Here is a 19110-nt window from a genome sequence, read left to right on the forward strand (position 1 = left end):
CTCATGCCGCTGCCCACCAGCACATACCGGTTACAACTGCGGGGCGATGCCTTCACCCTGGCCGACGCCTCGGACGTGGTCGACTACCTGCACGACCTCGGAGTGAGCCATCTCTATCTCTCGCCGATACTGACCGCGACCGACGGTTCGACGCACGGGTACGACGTCACCGACACCTCGACCGTCTCCGCCGCCCTCGGCGGGCGAGATGCATTGACTCGCTTGCACTCTCGGGCTGCCGAGGTGGGCATGGGGATCATCGTGGACATCGTTCCCAACCACGTCGGGGTGGAGGATCCACGACAGAACGCGTGGTGGTGGGACGTTCTGCGGCGCGGTCGTGACTCGGAGTTCGCCACCTACTTCGACATCGACTTCGCAGCGGACAACGGAGTGGACGGCAAGATCGCCATCCCCGTGCTCGGCAGCGCGAGCGATGTCGCCGAGCTCACCGTCGACCGCTCCGAGGACGAGCCTCTGCTGGCGTTCTACGAGCACCGCTTCCCCATCGCCGACGGTACCGACGGCGACGACGCCCAGGCCGTGCACGACCGTCAGGCCTACCGCCTCGTCAGTTGGTCCGCCGGGCTGATCGGCTACCGGCGCTTCTTCTCGGTGAACGGCCTGGCCGGTGTCCGGCAGGAAGACCTCGACGTCTTCACCGACTCGCATCGCCAGGTGGCGAGCTGGATCGAGGACGGGCTGATCGACGGATTGCGCGTCGATCACCCCGACGGCTTGGCCGATCCTGCCGGATATCTGACCGAACTACGCGGGCTGCTCGGTCCCGACCGCTGGCTGGTGATCGAGAAGATCTTGGCCGACGGCGAACCGTCGGACGAGTCGCTGCCCGTCGACGGCACGACAGGGTACGACGCGTTGGCGGCCGTGGGCGGGATATTCGTCGACCCGGAAGGGGCGCCGGCACTGACCGCGCTGTCCCAGGTGCGCTCCGGCATCGCCTATGACGACGAGACGTTGCACGAGACAGAACTCGATCTCAAGACCGCTGTCGCGCGCGGCGACCTGTCCCCCGAGGTGCGACGCCTCGCCCGCGCCGTGGTTCGTGAATCGGGTACCTCCATCGAGCTCGAATCGGTGATCGACGCCATCGTTGCCGTTGTTGCCGCAGTTCCGGTGTACCGCACCGACTACGCGCCGCTGGCCGGTGTGCTTCCGGGTGTCGTCGCCGCCATCGGTGAAGAGCAGCCGGAACTGGCCGGCGGTCTCGACGCTCTGACAACCGCCCTGATCGCCGGTACCGAATCCCCCGTGCGTTTCGATCAGGTGTGCGGTGCCGTCACGGCCAAGGGCGTCGAGGACTGCCTGTTCTACCGCGCCAACCGGTTGATCTCGCTGCAGGAGGTGGGCGGCGATCCCGCTCGGTTCGGTTGCAGCCCAGCATACTTCCATCTGAAGAACGCCGACCGCGCGAAGCGCTGGCCAGCCGCGATGACGACACTGTCCACACACGACACCAAACGCGGTGAGGACGTGCGGGCGCGTATCGGCGTGCTCTCGCAGACGCCGGAGCTGTGGGCCCGGTCGATCGCCGATTGGGAGGAGCTGGCCCCGAGCCCCGACGGCACCACAGGGATGTTCTTGTGGCAGAACGTCTTCGGTGTCTGGCCGGTCGACGGGGTGATCACCTCGACCCTGCGGGAACGGCTACACGCCTACGCCGAGAAGGCCATTCGCGAGGCCGCTCTCCGTACCACGTGGACCGATCCGGACGAGGAGTTCGAGACTGCCGTTCACAACTGGCTCGACGCAATTCTCGACGGTCCGGTGGCGCGTTCGATGACGATGCTCGTCGAAAAGCTTTCGCCCCATGGACACTCCGATGCACTCGGGCAGAAGTTGCTCACACTCGTCGGTCCCGGAATCCCGGATGTGTATCAGGGCACCGAGCTGTGGGAGGACTCGCTCGTCGACCCCGACAACCGCAGACCCGTCGACTACTCGGTACGCCGGTCCGTTCTGGCCGGACTGAACGGATCCGCGCCGTCGGTCGATACCGGTGCTGCGAAATTGGCCGTGGTTCGTTCCGCGCTGACGGTACGACGCGAACGGCCTGCGAGCTTCGTCGGCGGTAGTTACACGCCGATCGTCGCGGACGGGGCCGCGGCCGAGCATGTCGTCGGATTTGCCCGAGGTCCGTTGCCCGGCAACTCCGATGTGGTTGCGCTGGCCACGAGGCTGTCCCTCGGTGTGGCCGAGACAGGGTGGGGCGAGACGACCGTGACGCTGCCCGACGGTCGGTGGCGCGACCGCATCACCGACGTCGAACACAGCGGGACCGTTGCGGTCGCCGAGCTGTTCGCCTCCCTGCCGGTTGCACTTCTGGTGCGCGACAACGAAGGAGAGTCAGCACGATGACATCCTCGACCACTACATCCCCGGCCACGACGCCTTCGGCCACGACCCGTGAATTCGCAGTGTGGGCACCGACCCCGGAACGAGTACGGCTGCAACTGGACGACTCGGTCCACGACATGGAGCAATCCTCGGACGGCTGGTGGCGAGCAGAGGTGAGTGCCGCCGCGGACAGTCGCTACGGATTCCTCCTCGACGACGCCGAGAAGGCGCTGCCGGATCCACGCTCGCCTCGGCAACCCGACGGTGTGCACGAATTGTCCCAGGTGTTCGAGGTCGATCCGTCGTTGTGGACCGATTCCGCATGGACCGGTCGTCAACTCCCCGGATCGTCGATCTACGAACTCCACATCGGCACCTTCACTCGCGAGGGAACGTTCGACGCGGCGATCGACAAGCTCGATCACCTCGTCGACCTCGGCGTATCTTTCGTCGAGATCATGCCGGTCAACGGATTCAACGGCGTGCACAACTGGGGCTACGACGGCGTCCTCTGGTACACCGTGCACGAGGCCTACGGTGGCCCGGAAGGGTTGCAGCGCTTGGTCGATGCATGCCACGGCCGCGGGATCGGTGTCGTTCTCGACGTCGTCTACAACCATCTCGGCCCGTCCGGCAACTACCTGGAACGCTTCGGTCCCTACATGACCGAAGGGGCCAACAGCTGGGGCCAGGCGATCAACTATGCCGATGCAAACTCGGGCGAGGTGCGGCGCTACGCCCTGGACAACGCGTTGCGCTGGTTCTCCGAGTTCCACATCGACGCGTTGCGTCTCGACGCGGTGCACGCCATCGTCGACCACACCGCTGTGCATCTCCTCGAGCAACTCTCGATCGAAACGCGCACCCTGTCAGCGCATCTCGGCCGTCCACTGACCCTGATCGCCGAGAGCGACCTCAACGATCCATCGCTGATCACGGCACGGTCGGGTGGCGGCTACGGACTCGACGCACAGTGGGACGACGACATTCACCACGCGATCCATGCTGCGGTCTCCGGCGAACGGCAGGGCTACTACGGCGACTTCGGGTCGTTGCAGGGCCTGGCGAACACGGTGCGGCAGGGCTTCTTTCATGCCGGAACGTACTCCAGCTTCCGCGGCCGAATCCACGGGCGACCACTGGACACCCGCCGCATTCCCGCCAGCTCTCTGGTGGCCTACACGACCACCCATGATCAGGTCGGCAACCGTGCGATCGGAGATCGCCCCGGCTTCTACCTCTCCCCCGGACAGCTCGCGATCAAGGCAGCTCTGGTACTCACCTCGCCCTACACTCCGATGCTGTTCATGGGCGAGGAATGGGGAGCGTCGACTCCGTTCCAGTTCTTCACCTCGCACCCCGAACCCGAGCTCGGCAAGGCCACGGCGGAAGGACGCAAAGCCGAGTTCGCCGAACACGGGTGGGACAAGAGCGACATCCCCGACCCACAGGATCCCGAGACGTTCACACGATCGAAATTGAATTGGTCGGAACTGGGCGACGGCGACCATGCCCGACTGTTGGCTGTCTATCGAGACCTACTGGCCCTGCGCCGCGAGCGGACCGAACTGACCGACCCGTGGCTCGATCACGTGAAGGTCGAGTACGACGAGGACGCCCAGTGGATCGCGATTCGCCGCGGCCGCGTCAGCGTGGTGTGCAATCTGTCCGAGTCCGCGGTGACGGTACCGGTCGGCGGCTCCACACTGCTCGAGTGGGAGCCGACGACCTCGAACGACACCGGGTCTGCCACCACGGTTCCCGGTCACTCCTTCGCGGTGCTCCAATCCTGACGAACCCGTAGGTTCACCAGCACGAACACGGCGGTGACCGCAAGGACCACCGCGGTGGCGACGGCCGCAACGTGCATGCCCGAGACGAACGCGGCATGCGCGGAGTCCAGGAGGACCGTCGCCACCGAGTCCGGTAGTTCACGGGCCACCGCGTCTGCGCCGCCGAGCGTTTCGGCTGCTCTGGCACCGAGCTCGGGTGTGAGCTGCGAGGTGTCGATCCCGCGTCGGAAGATGGCCATGACGACCGTGCCGAGGATCGCCACTCCCAGCGCGATGCCCAGCTCGTACGCGGTTTCCGACACCGCGGACGCAGCCCCGGCTCGCTCGGGTTCGACGGCGCTGACCACCAGGTCGGACGTCAGAGTGAGCGCGAAGCCGACGCCTGCACCCACCAGGACGAATCCGGCGATGAACAACGCCGGGCTGGTGTCGGTACCGAGACCGACCAGGATGCCCGCGCCCGCAGCAGCTGCGATCATGCCTGCGCCGAGGACCGTGCCTGCGGTGAAGTACCGAACCAGAACCGCAGCGAGCAATGAGGTCACGATGCTGGCGGCCGTGCCCGGCAGCAACAGCAGTCCGGCTTCGAGCGGGCTGTTGCCCAGGACGAGCTGCAGGTACTGCGAACCGAAGAACAGCACGCCGGCGAGTGCGAACACGGACAGGAAGTTCGTCGCCACACCCGTCGAGAAGGCACGGTTGGCGAACAGCCGGATGTCGATCATCGGGGCGTCCAGAATCCGCTGTCGCCGCACGAACACCACACCGGCGATCACGCCGACGACGGCGGAGACCACGTAGGCCGGGTGAAGGCCGTGCGCTGCGATCTCCTTGACCGCGAACACGATCGGAACGATAGCGAGCATCGACAACGCCGAGCTGGGTAGGTCGAAACGGCCCGGGTTCGGATCCTTGGACTCGGGAATGACCAACGGCCCCAGCGCGATCAGCGCGATCATGACGGGAATGTTGATGAGAAACACCGAGCCCCACCAGAAGTGCTCGAGCAACCACCCGCCCACGAGCGGACCGGCGGCCGCGCCGCCGCCCGCCATCGCGCCCCAGACGCCGATAGCGGTCACCCGTTGGCGCGGATCGAGGAAGATCGTGCGAATCAAGCCGAGAGTGGCGGGCATCAAGGTCGCGCCGGAGATACCCTGCAGAACTCGCGCCGCGATGAGCATCTCCGGGCTGGTCGAGACAGCCGCAACGAGAGAGGCGATTCCGAAGCCCGCTGCTCCGATCAGCAGTAGGCGACGCCGACCGATCCGGTCACCGAGCGTGCCCATCGTGATGAGCAAGCCGGCCAGTACGAACGAGTACACGTCGATGATCCACAGCAGCTGATTGCTCGACGGTGCCAGATCGGCGCTGATGAACGGCAGGGCGAGATCGAGCACGGTTCCATCGACCGCGATGAGAAGGACGGCAAACGCGAGCACCACCAACCCGAACCAGTCGCGCGCGGTGGCTCTGGAGGCCGATCCGCCGTCGATCTCGTGCACCGCACCGGTCCGCACGTCGCTCACCATGACTCCATTTCGCCCGCCCGGTCCGCGACCGGGCACATTCTCGATACCAACCGTCCAGCCGGTACAGCTCCGAAGGCTACCTCGAACCGTCCAGCCGGTAAAGTGAGTTTCATGTCATCTGACACACGCGACCGAATTCTGGATTCGCTCGAGACATTGCTTCTCGAACACGGCATGACCAAAGTGACCCTGGACAGCGTCGCTGCCGCCGCCGGGGTATCGAAGGGCGGCTTGCTGTACCACTTCAAGACCAAGGACGCTCTGGTCGCTGCCATGGTCCGACGGCTCGCCGTTCAGGCCGATCAGCAGCGAGCCGACGCCGGCGCAGGTGGCACCTCCGTGGCGGAGTGGTATCTGCAACCACCCGATTGCATTTCGGAGAAGGAAATCGCGCTCTACCGCTCCACGCTGGCGGCACTGCGCAGCGTCGACGGAAACTCCGGCGAGGTGCAGGACGCCGTCACGGACATGATGCAGCAGTGGGACGAGGGCTTACGTACCGAGATCGACGATCCGGTGCAGGCCGAGATCATCCGACTCGTCGGCGACGGGATATACCTCGGAGCCGTCCTCGACCTGCCCGCCGTCGACCCCGAACTGCACAAGCGGGTGGTCGACCGCCTGCTGGGTCGGTGACTCAGGTCAAGTAGCGGTAGACCGGCGAACCCGGCTCCAGCTGCTCCACCTGAAGGTGCGAGGACCGCATACGTTCGAGGAGGGCCGAAAGGCCGTGCGCCGCACCGAGTTGGATGCCGACGAGCGCGGCACCGGTCTCCCGGTTGTTTCGCTTGACGTACTCGAACAGGGTGATGTCGTCCTCGGGCCCGAGTACCTCGTCGAGAAACCGACGCAGTGCGCCGGGCTCCTGCGGAAAGTCCACGAGGAAGTAGTGCTTGAGGCCGAGGTGGACGAGCGATCGTTCGAGAATCTCGCCGTACCGTGAGACGTCGTTGTTTCCCCCGGACACCAGGCACACGACGGTACTTCCCGGTGCGATGTCGAGATGCTCGAGCGCGGCGACCGCCAATGCGCCTGCGGGCTCGGCGATGACCCCTTCGTTCTGGTACAGCTCGAGCATTGCGGTACAGACCGCGCCCTCGTCGATCTGGGTGATCAGGAACGCACCGGGGCCGGAGCTTTCGAACACCGGCGCGGTGATCAGGGGCAACGATGCATGGGACACCACCGTCGCGCCCAACGACTGCAGCGCCGAGTACGGAACATCGCCGATACGCCGGACCGCCGCCCCGTCGACGAACGGATCGATATCCGACAGCGTCACCGGCCCACCAGCAATCAACGCAGCGGTCATCGACGCAGCACCGGATGGTTCGACGCCGACCAACGATGTCTGCGGAGCGCGCTCACGCAGATAACTGGAGATACCCGCGATGCAGCCGCCCCCGCCGACGGGCATCACCACCACATCGGGTGCGCCGCCGAGCTGATCGACGATTTCCTTGGCGATCGTCCCTTGGCCCGCCACCGTTCGTGGATCGTCGAACGGCGGGACCATGGTGGCACCGGTACGGGCCACGTCCGCGGCAGCCGCGGCAGCTGCGGCGTCGAACGTGTCGCCGATGACAATGAGCTCCACGAAGTCGCCTCCGTGCACCCTGATTCGGTCACGCTTCTGCTTGGGGGTGTTGGCCGGCACGTAGATCCGACCTCGCACCTGCATGGACCGACAGGCGAATGCCACACCCTGCGCGTGGTTCCCGGCACTCGCCGTGACCACGCCGACGCTGCGCTCGGCCTCGGTCAACTGATCCATCAGGTTGTACGCGCCGCGAATCTTGTACGAGCGGACGATCTGCAGGTCTTCGCGTTTGAGGTAGACCGTCGCTCCGGTCTCTGCCGACAGGCGCTCGCACAACTGCAGGGGTGTCGCGGCGACCACCGAGGAAATTCGCATCGCAGCTGCATCGATGTCGGCCGCGGTGACGGCTACCGACGAGGGGTGCTGGGAGGCGAGCTCAGGTGATGAAGACACCAGCACATGCTGCCACCAGCGTGGAACGGTCACCCACTCGGGACCGTTCCACGGGCAGGCCGATCGCGCTCAGGCGCGCGCGAGGACGAACACCGGGATCTCCCGGTCGGTCTTCTTCCGGTAATCCGCGTAATCGGGGTAGACCGCGACCGAGCGCTCCCACCACACGGCCTTCTCGTCGCCGGTTACCTCCCGAGCGACGTAATCATGCTTTTCGGGTCCGTCCTGCAACTCCACCAGCGGCTCGGCTTTGACGTTGAAGTACCAGACGGGATGCTTCGGCGCACCGCCGAGGGAGGCCACGATGGCGTACTCCCCATCGTGTTCCACCCGCATCAACGGCGACTTGCGCAGCTTCCCGCTCTTGTTTCCCTTGGTGGTCAGCAGCACGACCGGCATCCCGTTCATCGTCGTGCCTTCGGTTCCGCCGGAGTTCTCGTACAGCTCGGCCTGCTTGCGGGCCCAGTCGGATGAACTCGGTTCGTATTCTCCTGTCAATGGCATGGTTTCAGTCAACACCCACGGCCGCCGGGACGCCACCGAATCTCGGTCGTCGCAGGTCGGAACCGTGAGTTCGGTGGACCGAATCTTTGCGTGGGTATAGTCTGAACTTCACCCGCCGGACACCCGAATCATCGAACCGGACGGGCGTACCCGAGGAGGACGCGATGACCTACACGAGCAACCAGGTGAGCCGTCGAACTGTCCCCGCCCTGCGCACGGTCGATGTCGCCGGAGTCGATTGGCCTCTGTACAAGCTCGAGGCCGTGGCCGTCGGGCTCGTCGTGTTCGTCGCCACGCTCGCGCTGGTCGGATCGCTGCAGGCAGCCGTTCTGGGCGGCGCGGCAGTCGCAGTCGCCGCGTGGTGGACTCTGCGGTTGACCGAGGTCCACCCCGCCCGGACCGGCTCACCCCGTCAGGCAGCCGGGCCCCAGTAGCGCCTTCAGGTCTCCCATCAGCGCAGATGTCGGCGTGACCCGCAGACTGTCGTCGAGTTTCATCGTGGTGATCTTGTCGCCACTGACCAGACGCAGGTGGACGTCCGAGGTCCCAGGGTGGCTGATCAACACCCGCTTGAGCGCGCCGACCTTGTCGGCCGTGCACAGTCGCGTCGGCAAACTCACCGCGAGCGGCTTGTCGATACCGATCGCCGAAAGATCCGGCACCGCAAGATCGTTCGCGATCAACGAAACCCGGTCGTCACGCACCGACACGCGGCCCTTGACGAGCACCACCGAGTCCTCGGTGACGTCGGCACCGAACACCGAGTAGGCCTGCGGGAAGAACAGCACCTCGATGCCGCCGGCGAGGTCCTCGAGCTGAGCCGACGCCCACGTCAGACCGTTCTTGTTGATCCGCCGGTTCACCGAGGCCAGAATTCCGCCGACGGTGACCTGAGTGCCGTCCTTGATGTCACCTTCGAGGATGGTCGGGATGTTGCAGTCGGACTTCGCGGCCAACATGTGCTCGACGCCCAGGAGTGGGTGGCCGGAGACGTAGAGACCGAGCATCTCGCGCTCGAGGGCCAGACGGTGCTTGGACTCCCACTCCTCGTCCGGCACGCGGACGTTGAACACCGAGGAAATGGACTCGTCGGCGTCCTCACCGCCGAACAGATCGAACTGTCCGATCGCCTCGGCCTTCTTGGTGCCCATCACCGCATCGATCGCGTCGGCATGGATCAACATCAGACCCTTGCGCGGATGATCGAGAGAGTCGAAAGCGCCTGCCTTTATGAGAGATTCGGTGACCTTCTTGCTGCACGCGATCGCGTCGATCTTGCCCAGGTAGTCCGAGAAGTCCGTGTATTTGGACTTCTCCGACCGCGCTCTGATGATCGATGCGACCACGTTAGTGCCGACGTTGCGCACCGCGCCGAGACCGAATCGGATGTCCTTGCCCACCGATGCGAAGTTGAGCTCGGATTCGTTGACGTCCGGTGGCAGCACCGTGATGCCGAGCTTGCGGCAGTCGGCCAGGTAGATCGCGGCCTTGTCCTTGTCGTCACCGACACTGGTGAGCAGGCCGGCCATGTACTCGGCCGGGTAGTTGGCCTTGAGGTACGCCGTCCAGTACGAGACCAGGCCGTAGCCGGCCGAGTGCGACTTGTTGAACGCGTAGCCGGCGAACGGGAGCACGGTGTCCCACAGCGCCTTGATCGCGGCCTCGGAGAAGCCGTTGTCCAACATGCCCTGCCGGAATCCGGCGTAGGCCTTCTCGAGCTCGGAGAGCTTCTTCTTTCCCATGGCACGACGCAGCAGGTCGGCCTGGCCCAGGGTGTACCCGGCGACCTTCTGCGCGAGCTGCATGATCTGCTCCTGGTAGACCACCAGGCCGTACGTCTCGCCGAGAATCACCTTGAGCGGCTCTTCGAGCTCGGGGTGAATCGGCTTGACCTCCTGCCGCCCGTTCTTGCGGTCGGCGTAGTCATTGTGCGAGTTCATGCCCATCGGACCCGGGCGGTACAGCGCGAGCACGGCGACGATGTCCTCGAAACCGGTGGGCTGCATGCGGCGCAGCAGGTCTCGCATCGCGCTGCCGTCGAGCTGGAAAACACCGAGAGTGTCTCCGCGAGAGAGCAATTCGAAGGTCGCCGGATCGTCGAGCGGCAACGCGTCGAGATCGATGTCGATGCCGCGGTTGGCCTTGATGTTGTCGATCGCGTCGCCGATGACCGTGAGGTTTCGCAGACCGAGGAAGTCCATCTTCAGCAGGCCGATGGCCTCGCACGACGGGTAGTCCCAGCCGGTGATGATCGCGCCGTCCTGGGCGCGCTTCCACACCGGGATGGCGTCGGTGAGCGGCTCCGAGGACATGATGACCGCGCAGGCGTGTACGCCCGCGTTGCGGATCAGGCCTTCGAGGCCCTTGGCCGTCTTGTAGATCGTGGCCACGTCGGGGTTGGAGTCGATGAGCGCTCGGACCTCGACGGCCTCCTTGTAGCGCTCGTGCGACGGATCGGTGATGCCGGCCACCGAGATGTCCTTGGCCATGATGGGCGGCGGCAAAGCCTTGGTGATCTGATCGGCGATGCCGAAACCGGGCTGGCCGAACTGCACACGTGCGGAGTCCTTGATGGCAGCCTTGGTCTTGATGGTGCCGAAGGTGATGACCTGCGCAACCCGGTCGCTACCCCACTTCTCCGTGGCGTAGCGCACCATCTCACCGCGACGACGATCGTCGAAGTCGATATCGATATCGGGCATCGACACACGCTCGGGGTTGAGGAATCGCTCGAAGAGCAGCCCGTGCGGGAGCGGATCGATGTTGGTGATGCCCATGGCGTAGGCAACCAGGGATCCGGCGGCGGAACCACGGCCCGGTCCGACGCGGATGCCGACCGCTTTCGCGTGGTTGATCAGGTCGCCGACCACGAGGAAGTAGGCCGGGAAGCCCATCTCCAGAATCACCTTGATCTCGTACTCCGCACGCGCGAGGTAATCCTCGGCCGGACCGTCGGGGAACCGACGTTCGAGTCCGGTCATGACCTCGTGCCGCAGCCACGTTCCCTGCGTGTATCCCTCGGGAACCGGGAAGATGGGCATCCGGTCGCGGTGCGCCCACACCTCGTCGTAGGGCTGGACTCGCTCGGCGATGAGGAGCGTGCTGTCGCAGGCACCGGGTACCTCGTCGTCCCAGAGGGCACGCATCTCGGCAGCGGACTTGAGGTAGTAGCCGTCGCCGTCGAACTTGAAGCGCGTGGGATCGCTGAGCGTCTTACCGGTCTGGATGCACAGCAGAGCCTCGTGGTTCTCGGCGGCGTCCTTCGTGACGTAATGGCAGTCGTTGGTGGCCAACGGCGGAATGGACAGCTTCTTGCCGATGTCGAGCAGGCCTTCGCGGACTCGTCGCTCGATGGACAGACCGTGGTCCATCAACTCGAGGAAGAAGTTGTCCGGTCCCCAGATCTCCTGCCACTTGGCCGCGGCCTCGAGTGCTTCGCGGTCCTGGCCCAGACGTAGGCGCGTCTGAACCTCACCGGACGGGCATCCGGTGGTGGCGATGATGCCCTCGGCGTGCTGAGCGATGATCTCCTCGTCCATCCGGGCCCACTTGCCGAGCTGACCCTCGATGGACGCCAGCGAGGACAGCTTGAACAGATTGCGCACGCCGGTCGCGTTCTCCGCCACCATCGTCATGTGCGTGTACGCACCGCTACCGGAGACGTCGTCGGACTTCTGGCTTCGGTCGCCCCACAGCACGCGCTTCTTGTTGAATCGGGATTCGGGAGCGATGTAGGCCTCGATACCGATGATCGGCTTGATGCCGGCCTTCTTGGCCTCGTTGTAGAACTCGCTGGCTCCGTACATGTTGCCGTGGTCGGTCATGCCGACCGCCGTCATCTCCAACCGCGCCGCCTCCGCGAACATGGCCCCGATCTTGGCGGCACCGTCGAGCATCGAATATTCGGTGTGGTTGTGCAGATGAACGAACGAATCGGCCACGAAGGTTCTCTCCTGAAGGTCGTGCGTTTTCGAAAATACGAGCCGCGAATGCACCCACTCTAGGCGGTGGAACCGACAGATTTTTCAGGCCGACGGTGTGTCCTGGGAGGACGTGACGGGTGTGACGAACGAGACTGAAGTTGCCTCATTCGGCGGGAACCGGCCCGTCGTCCGGCAGCGGCCCGACGACGTCGATGTACTCCGGAAGCAACGGCTCGACGGCGAACTTCCCGGACACCGCGTCGGGCGGAAGTGCCTCCACCGCCCGCACCCCGTCGCGGCCTGCCACCTCGCTCAACTCGGCCGCGGTGCCCCGCACGACCACCGTCACCACGCATGCGCATCCGCTCAGCAACCGGCGCTGCGACACAGCGTCTATCTGAGCCTGCCGGTCCTCCACGCCGAACGATTCCTGGATCTGGCCGGCAGCGCGCGCGGTCGCATTCAGTATCGACCGTTCACTGCCGGGAACACCGACTGTGAGGATCGGAGTTTGCACGCGATCGAGCGGTACTCGAAAGAGCACCATCGAGATGCGCACGCCGTTCGCGGCGGCGTAGGCCTGTTCGGCGGTGAGTTCGCGATCGAACGACACCGATCCCCAGCGAGGTTCGGCATCGTTGCCGAGCAGACTCGCCTCGGCGCGAGCCAGGTAGTCGGTCACCTGCTCGCCGCTCTCCGGGCCGAGCCGGTCGGTGCCCACGCGCAGCTGCCGTTGCGGGTTCAGATGGCCGACGACGGCCAGGCCACCGACCACCAGAGCGATCGTGACGACGACACCGACCACACCCGAGACTCCGCGCATCACGCCTTCCGGAGCACCTCGAGAGCGTGTTCGAGGTCTGCCGGGTACTTGCTCTCGATCTCGACCCAGCGGCCGTCGGACGGGTGCGCGAAGCCGAGCGAACGAGCGTGCAGCCACTGACGTTCCAGGCCCAACCGTTCGGCCAACCGCGGGTCGGCCCCGTAGGTCAGGTCGCCGCAACACGGGTGCCGCAGCGCCGAGAAGTGCACGCGGATCTGGTGTGTGCGACCGGTTTCCAGGTGGACGTCCAGCAGGCTCGCGGCCTGGAAGGCCTCGACCGTGTCGTAGTGGGTGACGCTGGGCTTGCCGTCCGCGCGGACGGCGAACTTCCAGTCGTTGCTGCCGTGCCGTCCGATCGGAGCATCGATGGTTCCACTGCTCGGATCCGGATGTCCCTGCACCAGGGCGTGATAACGCTTGTCGATCGTACGAGCCTTGAACGCCCGCTTGAGCACGGTGTATGCCCGTTCGGACGTCGCGACCACCATCACCCCGGACGTTCCCACATCGAGTCGGTGCACGATGCCCTGACGCTCGTGCGCGCCGGACGTGGAGATTCGGAAACCGGCGGCCGCGAGGCCGCCGATGACGGTCGGCCCGGTCCAGCCCACACTGGCGTGCGCGGCGACGCCCACGGGCTTGTCCACGGCCACGACGTCGTCGTCGGCGTAGAGAATCTCCATACCTTCGACCGGCTCGGCCTCGATCGTCAGCTCACGTGCAGGTTCGGGCAGAGTCACTTCGAGCCACGACCCACCCGAGAGGCGATCGGACTTCCCGACGGCACTGTGATCGACCAGCACCGAGCCCTCTTCGGCCAAGGCTGCGGCGACCGTGCGCGAGAGCCCGAGAAGTCGCGCCAGGCCGGCGTCGACGCGCATGCCGTCCAAACCGTCGGGCACCGGCATGGAACGCGATTCCCTCACGAGTCGGCCTTCTGCGGGGCATCGGACGTGGACTTCGTCACCCGTTCGCCGTTGGGCTCGAAACCGAACAGGCTGAGCGCGACGAGCAGGATGGCCCCGCACACGATGGACGAGTCGGCGACATTGAACACCGGCCACCATCCCACCGATACGAAATCGACCACGTGACCCTGGAACGGGCCCGGTGCGCGGAAGAACCGGTCGATCAGGTTGCCCAGAGCGCCGCCGAGAACCAGACCCAGACCCAGCGCCCACCACGGCGAACGCAGCGTTCGACCGATCTTCACGACCCCGATCACCACGGCCACGGCGACCAGCGTCAACAACCACGTCATTCCGGTGGCCATGGAGAACGCCGCTCCGGGATTGCGCACCAGCCGCAGTGTCACGACGTCGCCGATGATCTCGATCGGGTTTCCAGGCTTCACGAAGTGCACCACCACGATCTTCGTGATCAGGTCGAACAGCAGAATCACTGCAGCGATCGCCACCAGGAGTCGGGTCCGCAAAGGTGCGGCGGGCCGAAGCACAGCACTGCCGGCGTCGGACACCTGCCCGTCTGCAGCCTCGCTGGGTTCGGGGGTTGCACTGGTCTCGGTGGTCGGATCGTCGGGTCGGTCGTCACTCACCCGTCCATCATGGCGCATCGACAACCTTCGGTCCGCATCCGAGCCGCGTGGTAGCGGTCTGCGCACACGGTGTCATCAGTAGCCTGGTGCCCGTGAAGTCGACCGAACGCACCCGCACCGTCCGCTCCGGCTTCGTGGCCGCATCCTGCGCAGTGGCTCTACTGGCCGGATGCTCGAGCGGTGATTCGGATCCCGCACCCGAACAGACCCCGGCTTCGAACGAGGTCACGATCGCGGTGACGCCCACGACCACCACCGTCGTCGATCCCGGTAGCGAGCCACGGCGCGCGCTCACCTTCGACAGCTCCGACACGGACGCGCAGAACCAGAGCGTCGACCTCACCACCACCTCGACCGTGCAGCAACAGATCAATGCTGCTGCGCCGCAAGACTTCTCCAGTCCGGAACTGACCGTGCCGCTGACTGCCTCGGCGTCCGACACCGTGCCGGACGAGGACGCGTCGAGCGGGGCCACGACCTCCGTCGAGCTGACCATCGGGGCGGCGACGTCACCGGACGCTGGACTGACCGACGCACTCTCCGCATCCGATGGATCGACTGCACGATTGGCCAGGACCGATTCCGGAGCGATCACCGCTCTGCACATCACGCCGGCCGACGATGCCCTCGATACCGCCCGAGCCGCGATCGAACGCTCCTTGAACGCGGCCGTGTACCGATCCATCGACTTTCCCGACGCGGAAGTGGGGGTCGGCGCGGTCTGGACCGTCGATCAGCAAGTGCTCAGCGGCATCACACTGAACCAGCGCACCACGGTCACCTTGCGTGCACTCGACGGCGACCGCGCGACCCTCGACGTGGCCATCACCCAGACGCCCGAATCGTCGGTGTGGAATCTGCCCGACAATGCGGGCACGCTCAACATCGCGTCCTACACCTTCACGGGCGCGGGAACACTCGACGTCGATCTCTCCCGACCACTTCCGGTCGGAGGTGCGATCACCGCGGGCGGCGAGCAGATGTACACCGACCCCGACAGCACCACGGTGCTTCGGCAAACCGTCGGCGATTCGATCACCTGGACCGCCCGATGACGCGCGCTGCCACCCGAGTACTGGCGACGTTGTCGATTCTCGGGATCGCTGCCACCGGATGCAGCACGAACGAGCCTGCCGAAACGGCCACGCCTGCCGTCACCACCGTCGCGGCTCCCGACCCGCTGCGCGGTCCGCCCATCACCGATCCGGCCGCGCTGACTGCCGCGATGCTGGGGCTCGCAGACCTGCCGGACGGCTTCTCCTCGATTCCCGATCCGGTTCGAGATCTGGGATTGGATCCGGCGCCGGAGTACGACTCGCCTGATCGCTCGAGCACCGACCCGGCCGAGTGCGCCGCCGTCCTCGCGCCGGTATCGCAACAGCAGGCCGGAGCCGCGTCGAGCGCGGTGGTCCGCTTCTCCGGTCCGAATTTCTCGTCGATCGACGAGGACGCGGCGAGCTATCCCGTGCCGGGAGCCGCCGAGGCTTTCGCGAACATTCAGCGAGCGTGGGCCGAGTGCTCGACGTTCACCGGAACCGACGCGGACGGTATCGGCGTCGACTACTCGGTGGCGGGGCGTGACCAGACGACCATCGGCGACGCGTCCGCATCGATTCGACTGACCACCACGAGCGAGGGCTTCACGCTGGTCTCCGACGTCGTGGTGGCGGTGGTCGACTCGACCGTGGTGCAGATCGTCGTCTCCGACCAGAGCGGACTCGAACCGGAGACCGTCACCGCCGTCGCGGGTTCTGCAGCGGATCGCATTCGATCGGCCGTGCCCAGCGCCTGACCGCCGTCCCTACACAAGACGAACTGCCGGTGACGCCCTCTCGAAAAAGGGTGTCACCGGCAGTTCGCGGTTGGTCAGAGACGATCGGCAGGACTCAGGGTGCGGGGCACGCCGGGCTGGTCAGCTGCGCGAGAGAAACGATGCCGCAGGCGTTCTCTTTGGAGAGCTTCCACACACCGTCCTCGGGGACGAACTTGAACGTGCCGGGGTTGGCCTGGCCGTTGAGGGTGATGGTGATTCCGGCGTTGAGCTCACCGGTGCCCAGATCGTCGATGCTGGTGATCTCGATCTGTGCGTTGTTGGCCACAGCAGCGGCGGCAACCTGGTTGATCAGACCCGGATCCTCGGACGCACCCTGGATCAGAGCAGCCTTCTCCTCGACCGGAACGTTGGGATCGAGTCCGCGGTTGAGCTCGGTGTTGAGCTGCTCGACGGTGGGCACCGGCGGGTAGTCCCCGCCCGCGGGTGGCGCGGCGGTGGTGGTGGCAGCCGTCGTCGTCGTGGCCGTCGGCTCGTCGCCGCCACCGGAGCTGCAGGCAGACATCGTCAGTGCACCGGCGATGGCGATACCGGCAACCATGGCCCGTCGGGTGTTGCGAAGCTTCAAGTGCTTGTCCTTTTCACTCTGAGTCACGTATCGATCGTTCTGTGACTCGTCGGTCGTCTGTATTGGGGTCGTCTCGGACCGAGTCCACTATGTCAGCTCGACTCGCCCGAGTCACAACGCGAAGGGCATACCTGTGAAACCTCACAGAGTTTCCTCAGCCGCGCCACAACTCACGCCAAGCTGTCCAGAACATCGGCCACGACCAGGTCGGTGTCCGATTCTGCAAAGGTGCGGGCCGTTCCCGGACCGGTGGTCCGTGTCTCGAAACGGACCGTCACCACCGAGTGTCCCGCGCCCTGCACCCACCCGTGACCGTACCGAACATGCCGAACGTCCATACCCGGTTGCCACCGCGGACCGTCCTCGACGACGGCGAGATTCGCGGCCTCCTCCGTCGCGGGTAACGGCTCGTCCGGGACCGGAGCAACCGGCTCGTACTCGAGTTCGGGGAACAACGATCCTTGCCGAACCGCGGACAAACCGGCGAGCCCTACACCGACGAGCCGGATCGGTCCGACATCCACCGGATCGACCGCCAACCGCTGAGCAGTGGCCACGATCGTCTGCTTGTCCACCGTCGCGTAGGGCAATGTCGCCGATCTGGTGATGATGCTCATGTCGGACTTACGCAACTTGAGCACGACCGTGCGGGCCCCCCGGCCGTCCTTCAGCAACCGGCGATGAGTCGACTCGACGATGGACTCGATCGCCGGGCGTAGTTGAGCGAGAGTCGTCAGGTCGTTCGCGAACGTCGTCTCGGCACTGACCTGCTTGGCCTCGGCCCGCTCGGCCACCATCCGGTTGTCGATGCCGCGCGCCAGCTGATGCAGGCTCGGGCCCATGGTCGCACCGAGAATCGACGCCACTTCCGACTCGGGCGTAGCCACGAACTTGCCGATGGTGTCGATCCCCAAGCGGTGCAACCGTTCCCCGGCAACAGGGCCGATCCCCCACAACTTGCGCACCGGCAGATCGGCCATCAACTCGGCCTGGATGCCGGGCGCTACCACCGTGATTCCATCGGGTTTGGCCAGACCCGACGCGATCTTGGCGATCTGTTTCCCGGACCCGGCACCGATGGAGGCGACGAGCCCGGTCTCTGCCAGTACCAGCGCCCGCAGATCGGCACAGAAGCGCTCGACCTCGGCCACCGTCGCGCCCGCCAGCTCGAGCGGCTCGCCGAAGGCCTCGTCGATCGAGAGCTGTTCCAGCACGGGCATGCGCACCCGAAGCGCCTCGAAGGCACGTCTGCTCAGCTCCGAGTACAGCGGGAACCGCGGCGGCAGGACCACTGCGCTCGCACCGACGAGTCGACGGGCCTGATGCATCGGCATCGCCGAACGAGCCCCGAACGCCCGGGCCTGGTAGCTGCACCCGGCCACCACGCCTCTGCCGCCTGCACCGCCGACCAACACCGGCCGACCCCGCAGCGTCGGCCGAGTCAGCTGCTCGGCAGACGCGAAGAACGCGTCCATGTCCAGATGCAACACCCAACGCCGGCTCCGCAGAGTCCGATCGACACTGTCGGGCATGGTCAACGACGGCCGTCGGGCGGCTCGGACGGGGCGTCGGCACCGAAGCCGAGCACACGTGCGGCCCGCTCCGGTCCGGGATCGGACCACCGTGCGGAGTACTGCTCCGTCGTGGTCAGCGACCGTGTGTGCGCACGATCGATGTACAGCGTGCCGGCGAGGTGATCGCTCTCGTGGGCCACGATCCGTGCGGGCCAGCCACGCACCACCTCGTCGATCTCTCGGCCGGTCTCGTCGGTGCACAGAAGCCGGACTTCCGCGGCGCGGGTGACGACGGCCTGATACCCCGGCACACTGAGGCAGCCCTCGTAGAACGAGGCCGTGCGTCGCCCTACCGGGGTGTACCGAGGATTGATCAACGCTCGGAACGACAACGGGGTGCGCTCCCGGACCCGGGCGACGCCCTCCGCGACATCGAAGAGATCCTCGATCACCGCGATCTGCAACGGAATTCCGATCTGCGGTGCAGCAAGGCCGACACCGGGCGCATCGTGCATCGTCGCACGCATCACCTCGATCAACTCCGTCAACACATCACGCTCGAGCTGACCGGTGTAGCGCAGCGCCGGGGCACGCAGCACCGGATGGCCGGCGGCGACGATGGGAACGACGCCGGCGCGAGCCTCGGAGAGACGCTCGTGCACGGCATCGACCACCTCCTCCTCGGTCACGACGACCCGGTGCCCCTCGCTCATATG

The 19110-nt window shown here is 65.8% G+C and carries 16 protein-coding genes; 6 read left to right on the plus strand and 10 right to left on the minus strand.

Annotated elements, in window-relative coordinates; genetic code table 11:
* Positions 1-3: 3 nt before the first annotated feature.
* Positions 4-2379 (plus strand): malto-oligosyltrehalose synthase, encoded by a 2376-nt coding sequence (gene treY, locus JLZ96_RS17140; RefSeq protein ID WP_201010814.1) that lies wholly within the window; start codon positions 4-6, stop codon positions 2377-2379.
* The gene (treZ, locus tag JLZ96_RS17145) at positions 2376-4151 is read left to right on the plus strand and encodes a malto-oligosyltrehalose trehalohydrolase (RefSeq protein ID WP_201010815.1); all 1776 of its coding nucleotides are present in this window, start codon (positions 2376-2378) and stop codon (positions 4149-4151) included. Before treY ends, treZ begins: the two co-directional genes overlap by 4 nt.
* Here the strand turns inward: treZ and JLZ96_RS17150 are convergent.
* Complete coding sequence (locus tag JLZ96_RS17150) at positions 4124-5680, minus strand: MFS transporter (RefSeq protein WP_236254134.1); 1557 nt, start codon at positions 5678-5680, stop codon at positions 4124-4126. The two genes, treZ and JLZ96_RS17150, sit on opposite strands and share 28 nt — an antisense overlap.
* A 114-nt stretch (positions 5681-5794) precedes the next feature.
* On the opposite strand from JLZ96_RS17150, the gene JLZ96_RS17155 reads away from it, so the two are divergent.
* Entirely contained in the window at positions 5795-6319 is a 525-nt protein-coding gene (locus tag JLZ96_RS17155) for a TetR/AcrR family transcriptional regulator (RefSeq protein WP_027497323.1), read from the plus strand.
* Position 6320: 1 nt separating this feature from the next.
* Here JLZ96_RS17155 and ilvA read toward each other — a convergent pair whose 3' ends face one another.
* Positions 6321-7676: a threonine ammonia-lyase IlvA gene (ilvA, locus tag JLZ96_RS17160; protein ID WP_027497324.1), complete on the minus strand. Its 1356-nt coding sequence runs from the start codon at positions 7674-7676 to the stop codon at positions 6321-6323.
* Between the two features lie 69 nt (positions 7677-7745).
* Complete coding sequence (locus JLZ96_RS17165) at positions 7746-8180, minus strand: nitroreductase family deazaflavin-dependent oxidoreductase (RefSeq protein WP_201010817.1); 435 nt, start codon at positions 8178-8180, stop codon at positions 7746-7748.
* Positions 8181-8344: 164 nt separating this feature from the next.
* Here JLZ96_RS17165 and JLZ96_RS17170 point away from each other — a divergent pair, with 164 nt between their 5' ends.
* Positions 8345-8614, plus strand: coding sequence for a hypothetical protein (locus tag JLZ96_RS17170; protein WP_052054873.1), 270 nt, complete (start codon positions 8345-8347; stop codon positions 8612-8614).
* On the opposite strand, the gene dnaE is transcribed toward JLZ96_RS17170, so the two are convergent.
* The 4 genes from dnaE to lspA all read right to left on the minus strand — a co-directional run bounded on the left by dnaE (position 8585) and on the right by lspA (position 14481).
* Positions 8585-12121: a DNA polymerase III subunit alpha gene (gene dnaE, locus JLZ96_RS17175; protein ID WP_027497326.1), complete on the minus strand. Its 3537-nt coding sequence runs from the start codon at positions 12119-12121 to the stop codon at positions 8585-8587. The genes JLZ96_RS17170 and dnaE overlap by 30 nt on opposite strands.
* 145 nt (positions 12122-12266) lie before the next feature.
* Positions 12267-12926, minus strand: coding sequence for a hypothetical protein (locus tag JLZ96_RS17180; protein ID WP_032374345.1), 660 nt, complete (start codon positions 12924-12926; stop codon positions 12267-12269).
* The gene (locus JLZ96_RS17185) at positions 12926-13852 is read right to left on the minus strand and encodes an RluA family pseudouridine synthase (protein ID WP_027497328.1); all 927 of its coding nucleotides are present in this window, start codon (positions 13850-13852) and stop codon (positions 12926-12928) included. Before JLZ96_RS17185 ends, JLZ96_RS17180 begins: the two co-directional genes overlap by 1 nt.
* Positions 13849-14481 carry a signal peptidase II gene (lspA, locus tag JLZ96_RS17190; RefSeq protein WP_032368097.1) on the minus strand — a complete coding sequence of 211 codons (633 nt, stop codon included), beginning with the start codon at positions 14479-14481 and terminating at the stop codon, positions 13849-13851. The genes JLZ96_RS17185 and lspA overlap by 4 nt, the downstream gene beginning before the upstream one ends.
* Positions 14482-14573: 92 nt before the next feature.
* On the opposite strand from lspA, the gene JLZ96_RS17195 reads away from it, so the two are divergent.
* Together JLZ96_RS17195 and JLZ96_RS17200 are read left to right on the plus strand one after the other, a co-directional pair.
* Positions 14574-15536 carry a hypothetical protein gene (locus JLZ96_RS17195; protein ID WP_236254135.1) on the plus strand — a complete coding sequence of 321 codons (963 nt, stop codon included), beginning with the start codon at positions 14574-14576 and terminating at the stop codon, positions 15534-15536.
* The gene (locus JLZ96_RS17200) at positions 15533-16273 is read left to right on the plus strand and encodes a hypothetical protein (protein ID WP_032368098.1); all 741 of its coding nucleotides are present in this window, start codon (positions 15533-15535) and stop codon (positions 16271-16273) included. Before JLZ96_RS17195 ends, JLZ96_RS17200 begins: the two co-directional genes overlap by 4 nt.
* A gap of 94 nt (positions 16274-16367) precedes the next feature.
* On the opposite strand, the gene JLZ96_RS17205 is transcribed toward JLZ96_RS17200, so the two are convergent.
* From JLZ96_RS17205 to JLZ96_RS17215, 3 genes are all read right to left on the minus strand, one after another.
* Positions 16368-16853 (minus strand): hypothetical protein, encoded by a 486-nt coding sequence (locus JLZ96_RS17205; RefSeq protein ID WP_174557287.1) that lies wholly within the window; start codon positions 16851-16853, stop codon positions 16368-16370.
* Between the two features lie 197 nt (positions 16854-17050).
* On the minus strand, positions 17051-18412 hold the full coding sequence (locus JLZ96_RS17210; RefSeq protein WP_052060551.1) for a DNA polymerase IV: 1362 nt from the start codon (positions 18410-18412) through the stop codon (positions 17051-17053).
* A 2-nt stretch (positions 18413-18414) separates the two neighbouring features.
* Positions 18415-19107: a peptide deformylase gene (locus tag JLZ96_RS17215; protein WP_201010818.1), complete on the minus strand. Its 693-nt coding sequence runs from the start codon at positions 19105-19107 to the stop codon at positions 18415-18417.
* Between the last annotated feature and the right edge of the window lie 3 nt (positions 19108-19110).

It is taken from the genome of Rhodococcus sp. NKCM2511 (assembly GCF_014905595.1).
Taxonomy (GTDB): Bacteria; Actinomycetota; Actinomycetes; order Mycobacteriales; family Mycobacteriaceae; genus Rhodococcoides; species Rhodococcoides fascians.

Coding starts and splice junctions, on each gene's coding strand:
- treY (WP_201010814.1), top strand. CDS start 4: ATGCCGCTGCCCACCAGCACATACCGGTTACAACTGCGGGGCGATGCC.
- treZ (WP_201010815.1), top strand. CDS start 2,376: ATGACATCCTCGACCACTACATCCCCGGCCACGACGCCTTCGGCCACG.
- JLZ96_RS17155 (WP_027497323.1), top strand. CDS start 5,795: ATGTCATCTGACACACGCGACCGAATTCTGGATTCGCTCGAGACATTG.
- JLZ96_RS17165 (WP_201010817.1), bottom strand. CDS start 8,180: ATGCCATTGACAGGAGAATACGAACCGAGTTCATCCGACTGGGCCCGC.
- JLZ96_RS17170 (WP_052054873.1), top strand. CDS start 8,345: ATGACCTACACGAGCAACCAGGTGAGCCGTCGAACTGTCCCCGCCCTG.
- JLZ96_RS17180 (WP_032374345.1), bottom strand. CDS start 12,926: ATGCGCGGAGTCTCGGGTGTGGTCGGTGTCGTCGTCACGATCGCTCTG.
- JLZ96_RS17200 (WP_032368098.1), top strand. CDS start 15,533: ATGACGCGCGCTGCCACCCGAGTACTGGCGACGTTGTCGATTCTCGGG.
- JLZ96_RS17205 (WP_174557287.1), bottom strand. CDS start 16,853: ATGGTTGCCGGTATCGCCATCGCCGGTGCACTGACGATGTCTGCCTGC.
- JLZ96_RS17210 (WP_052060551.1), bottom strand. CDS start 18,412: ATGCCCGACAGTGTCGATCGGACTCTGCGGAGCCGGCGTTGGGTGTTG.
- JLZ96_RS17215 (WP_201010818.1), bottom strand. CDS start 19,107: ATGAGCGAGGGGCACCGGGTCGTCGTGACCGAGGAGGAGGTGGTCGAT.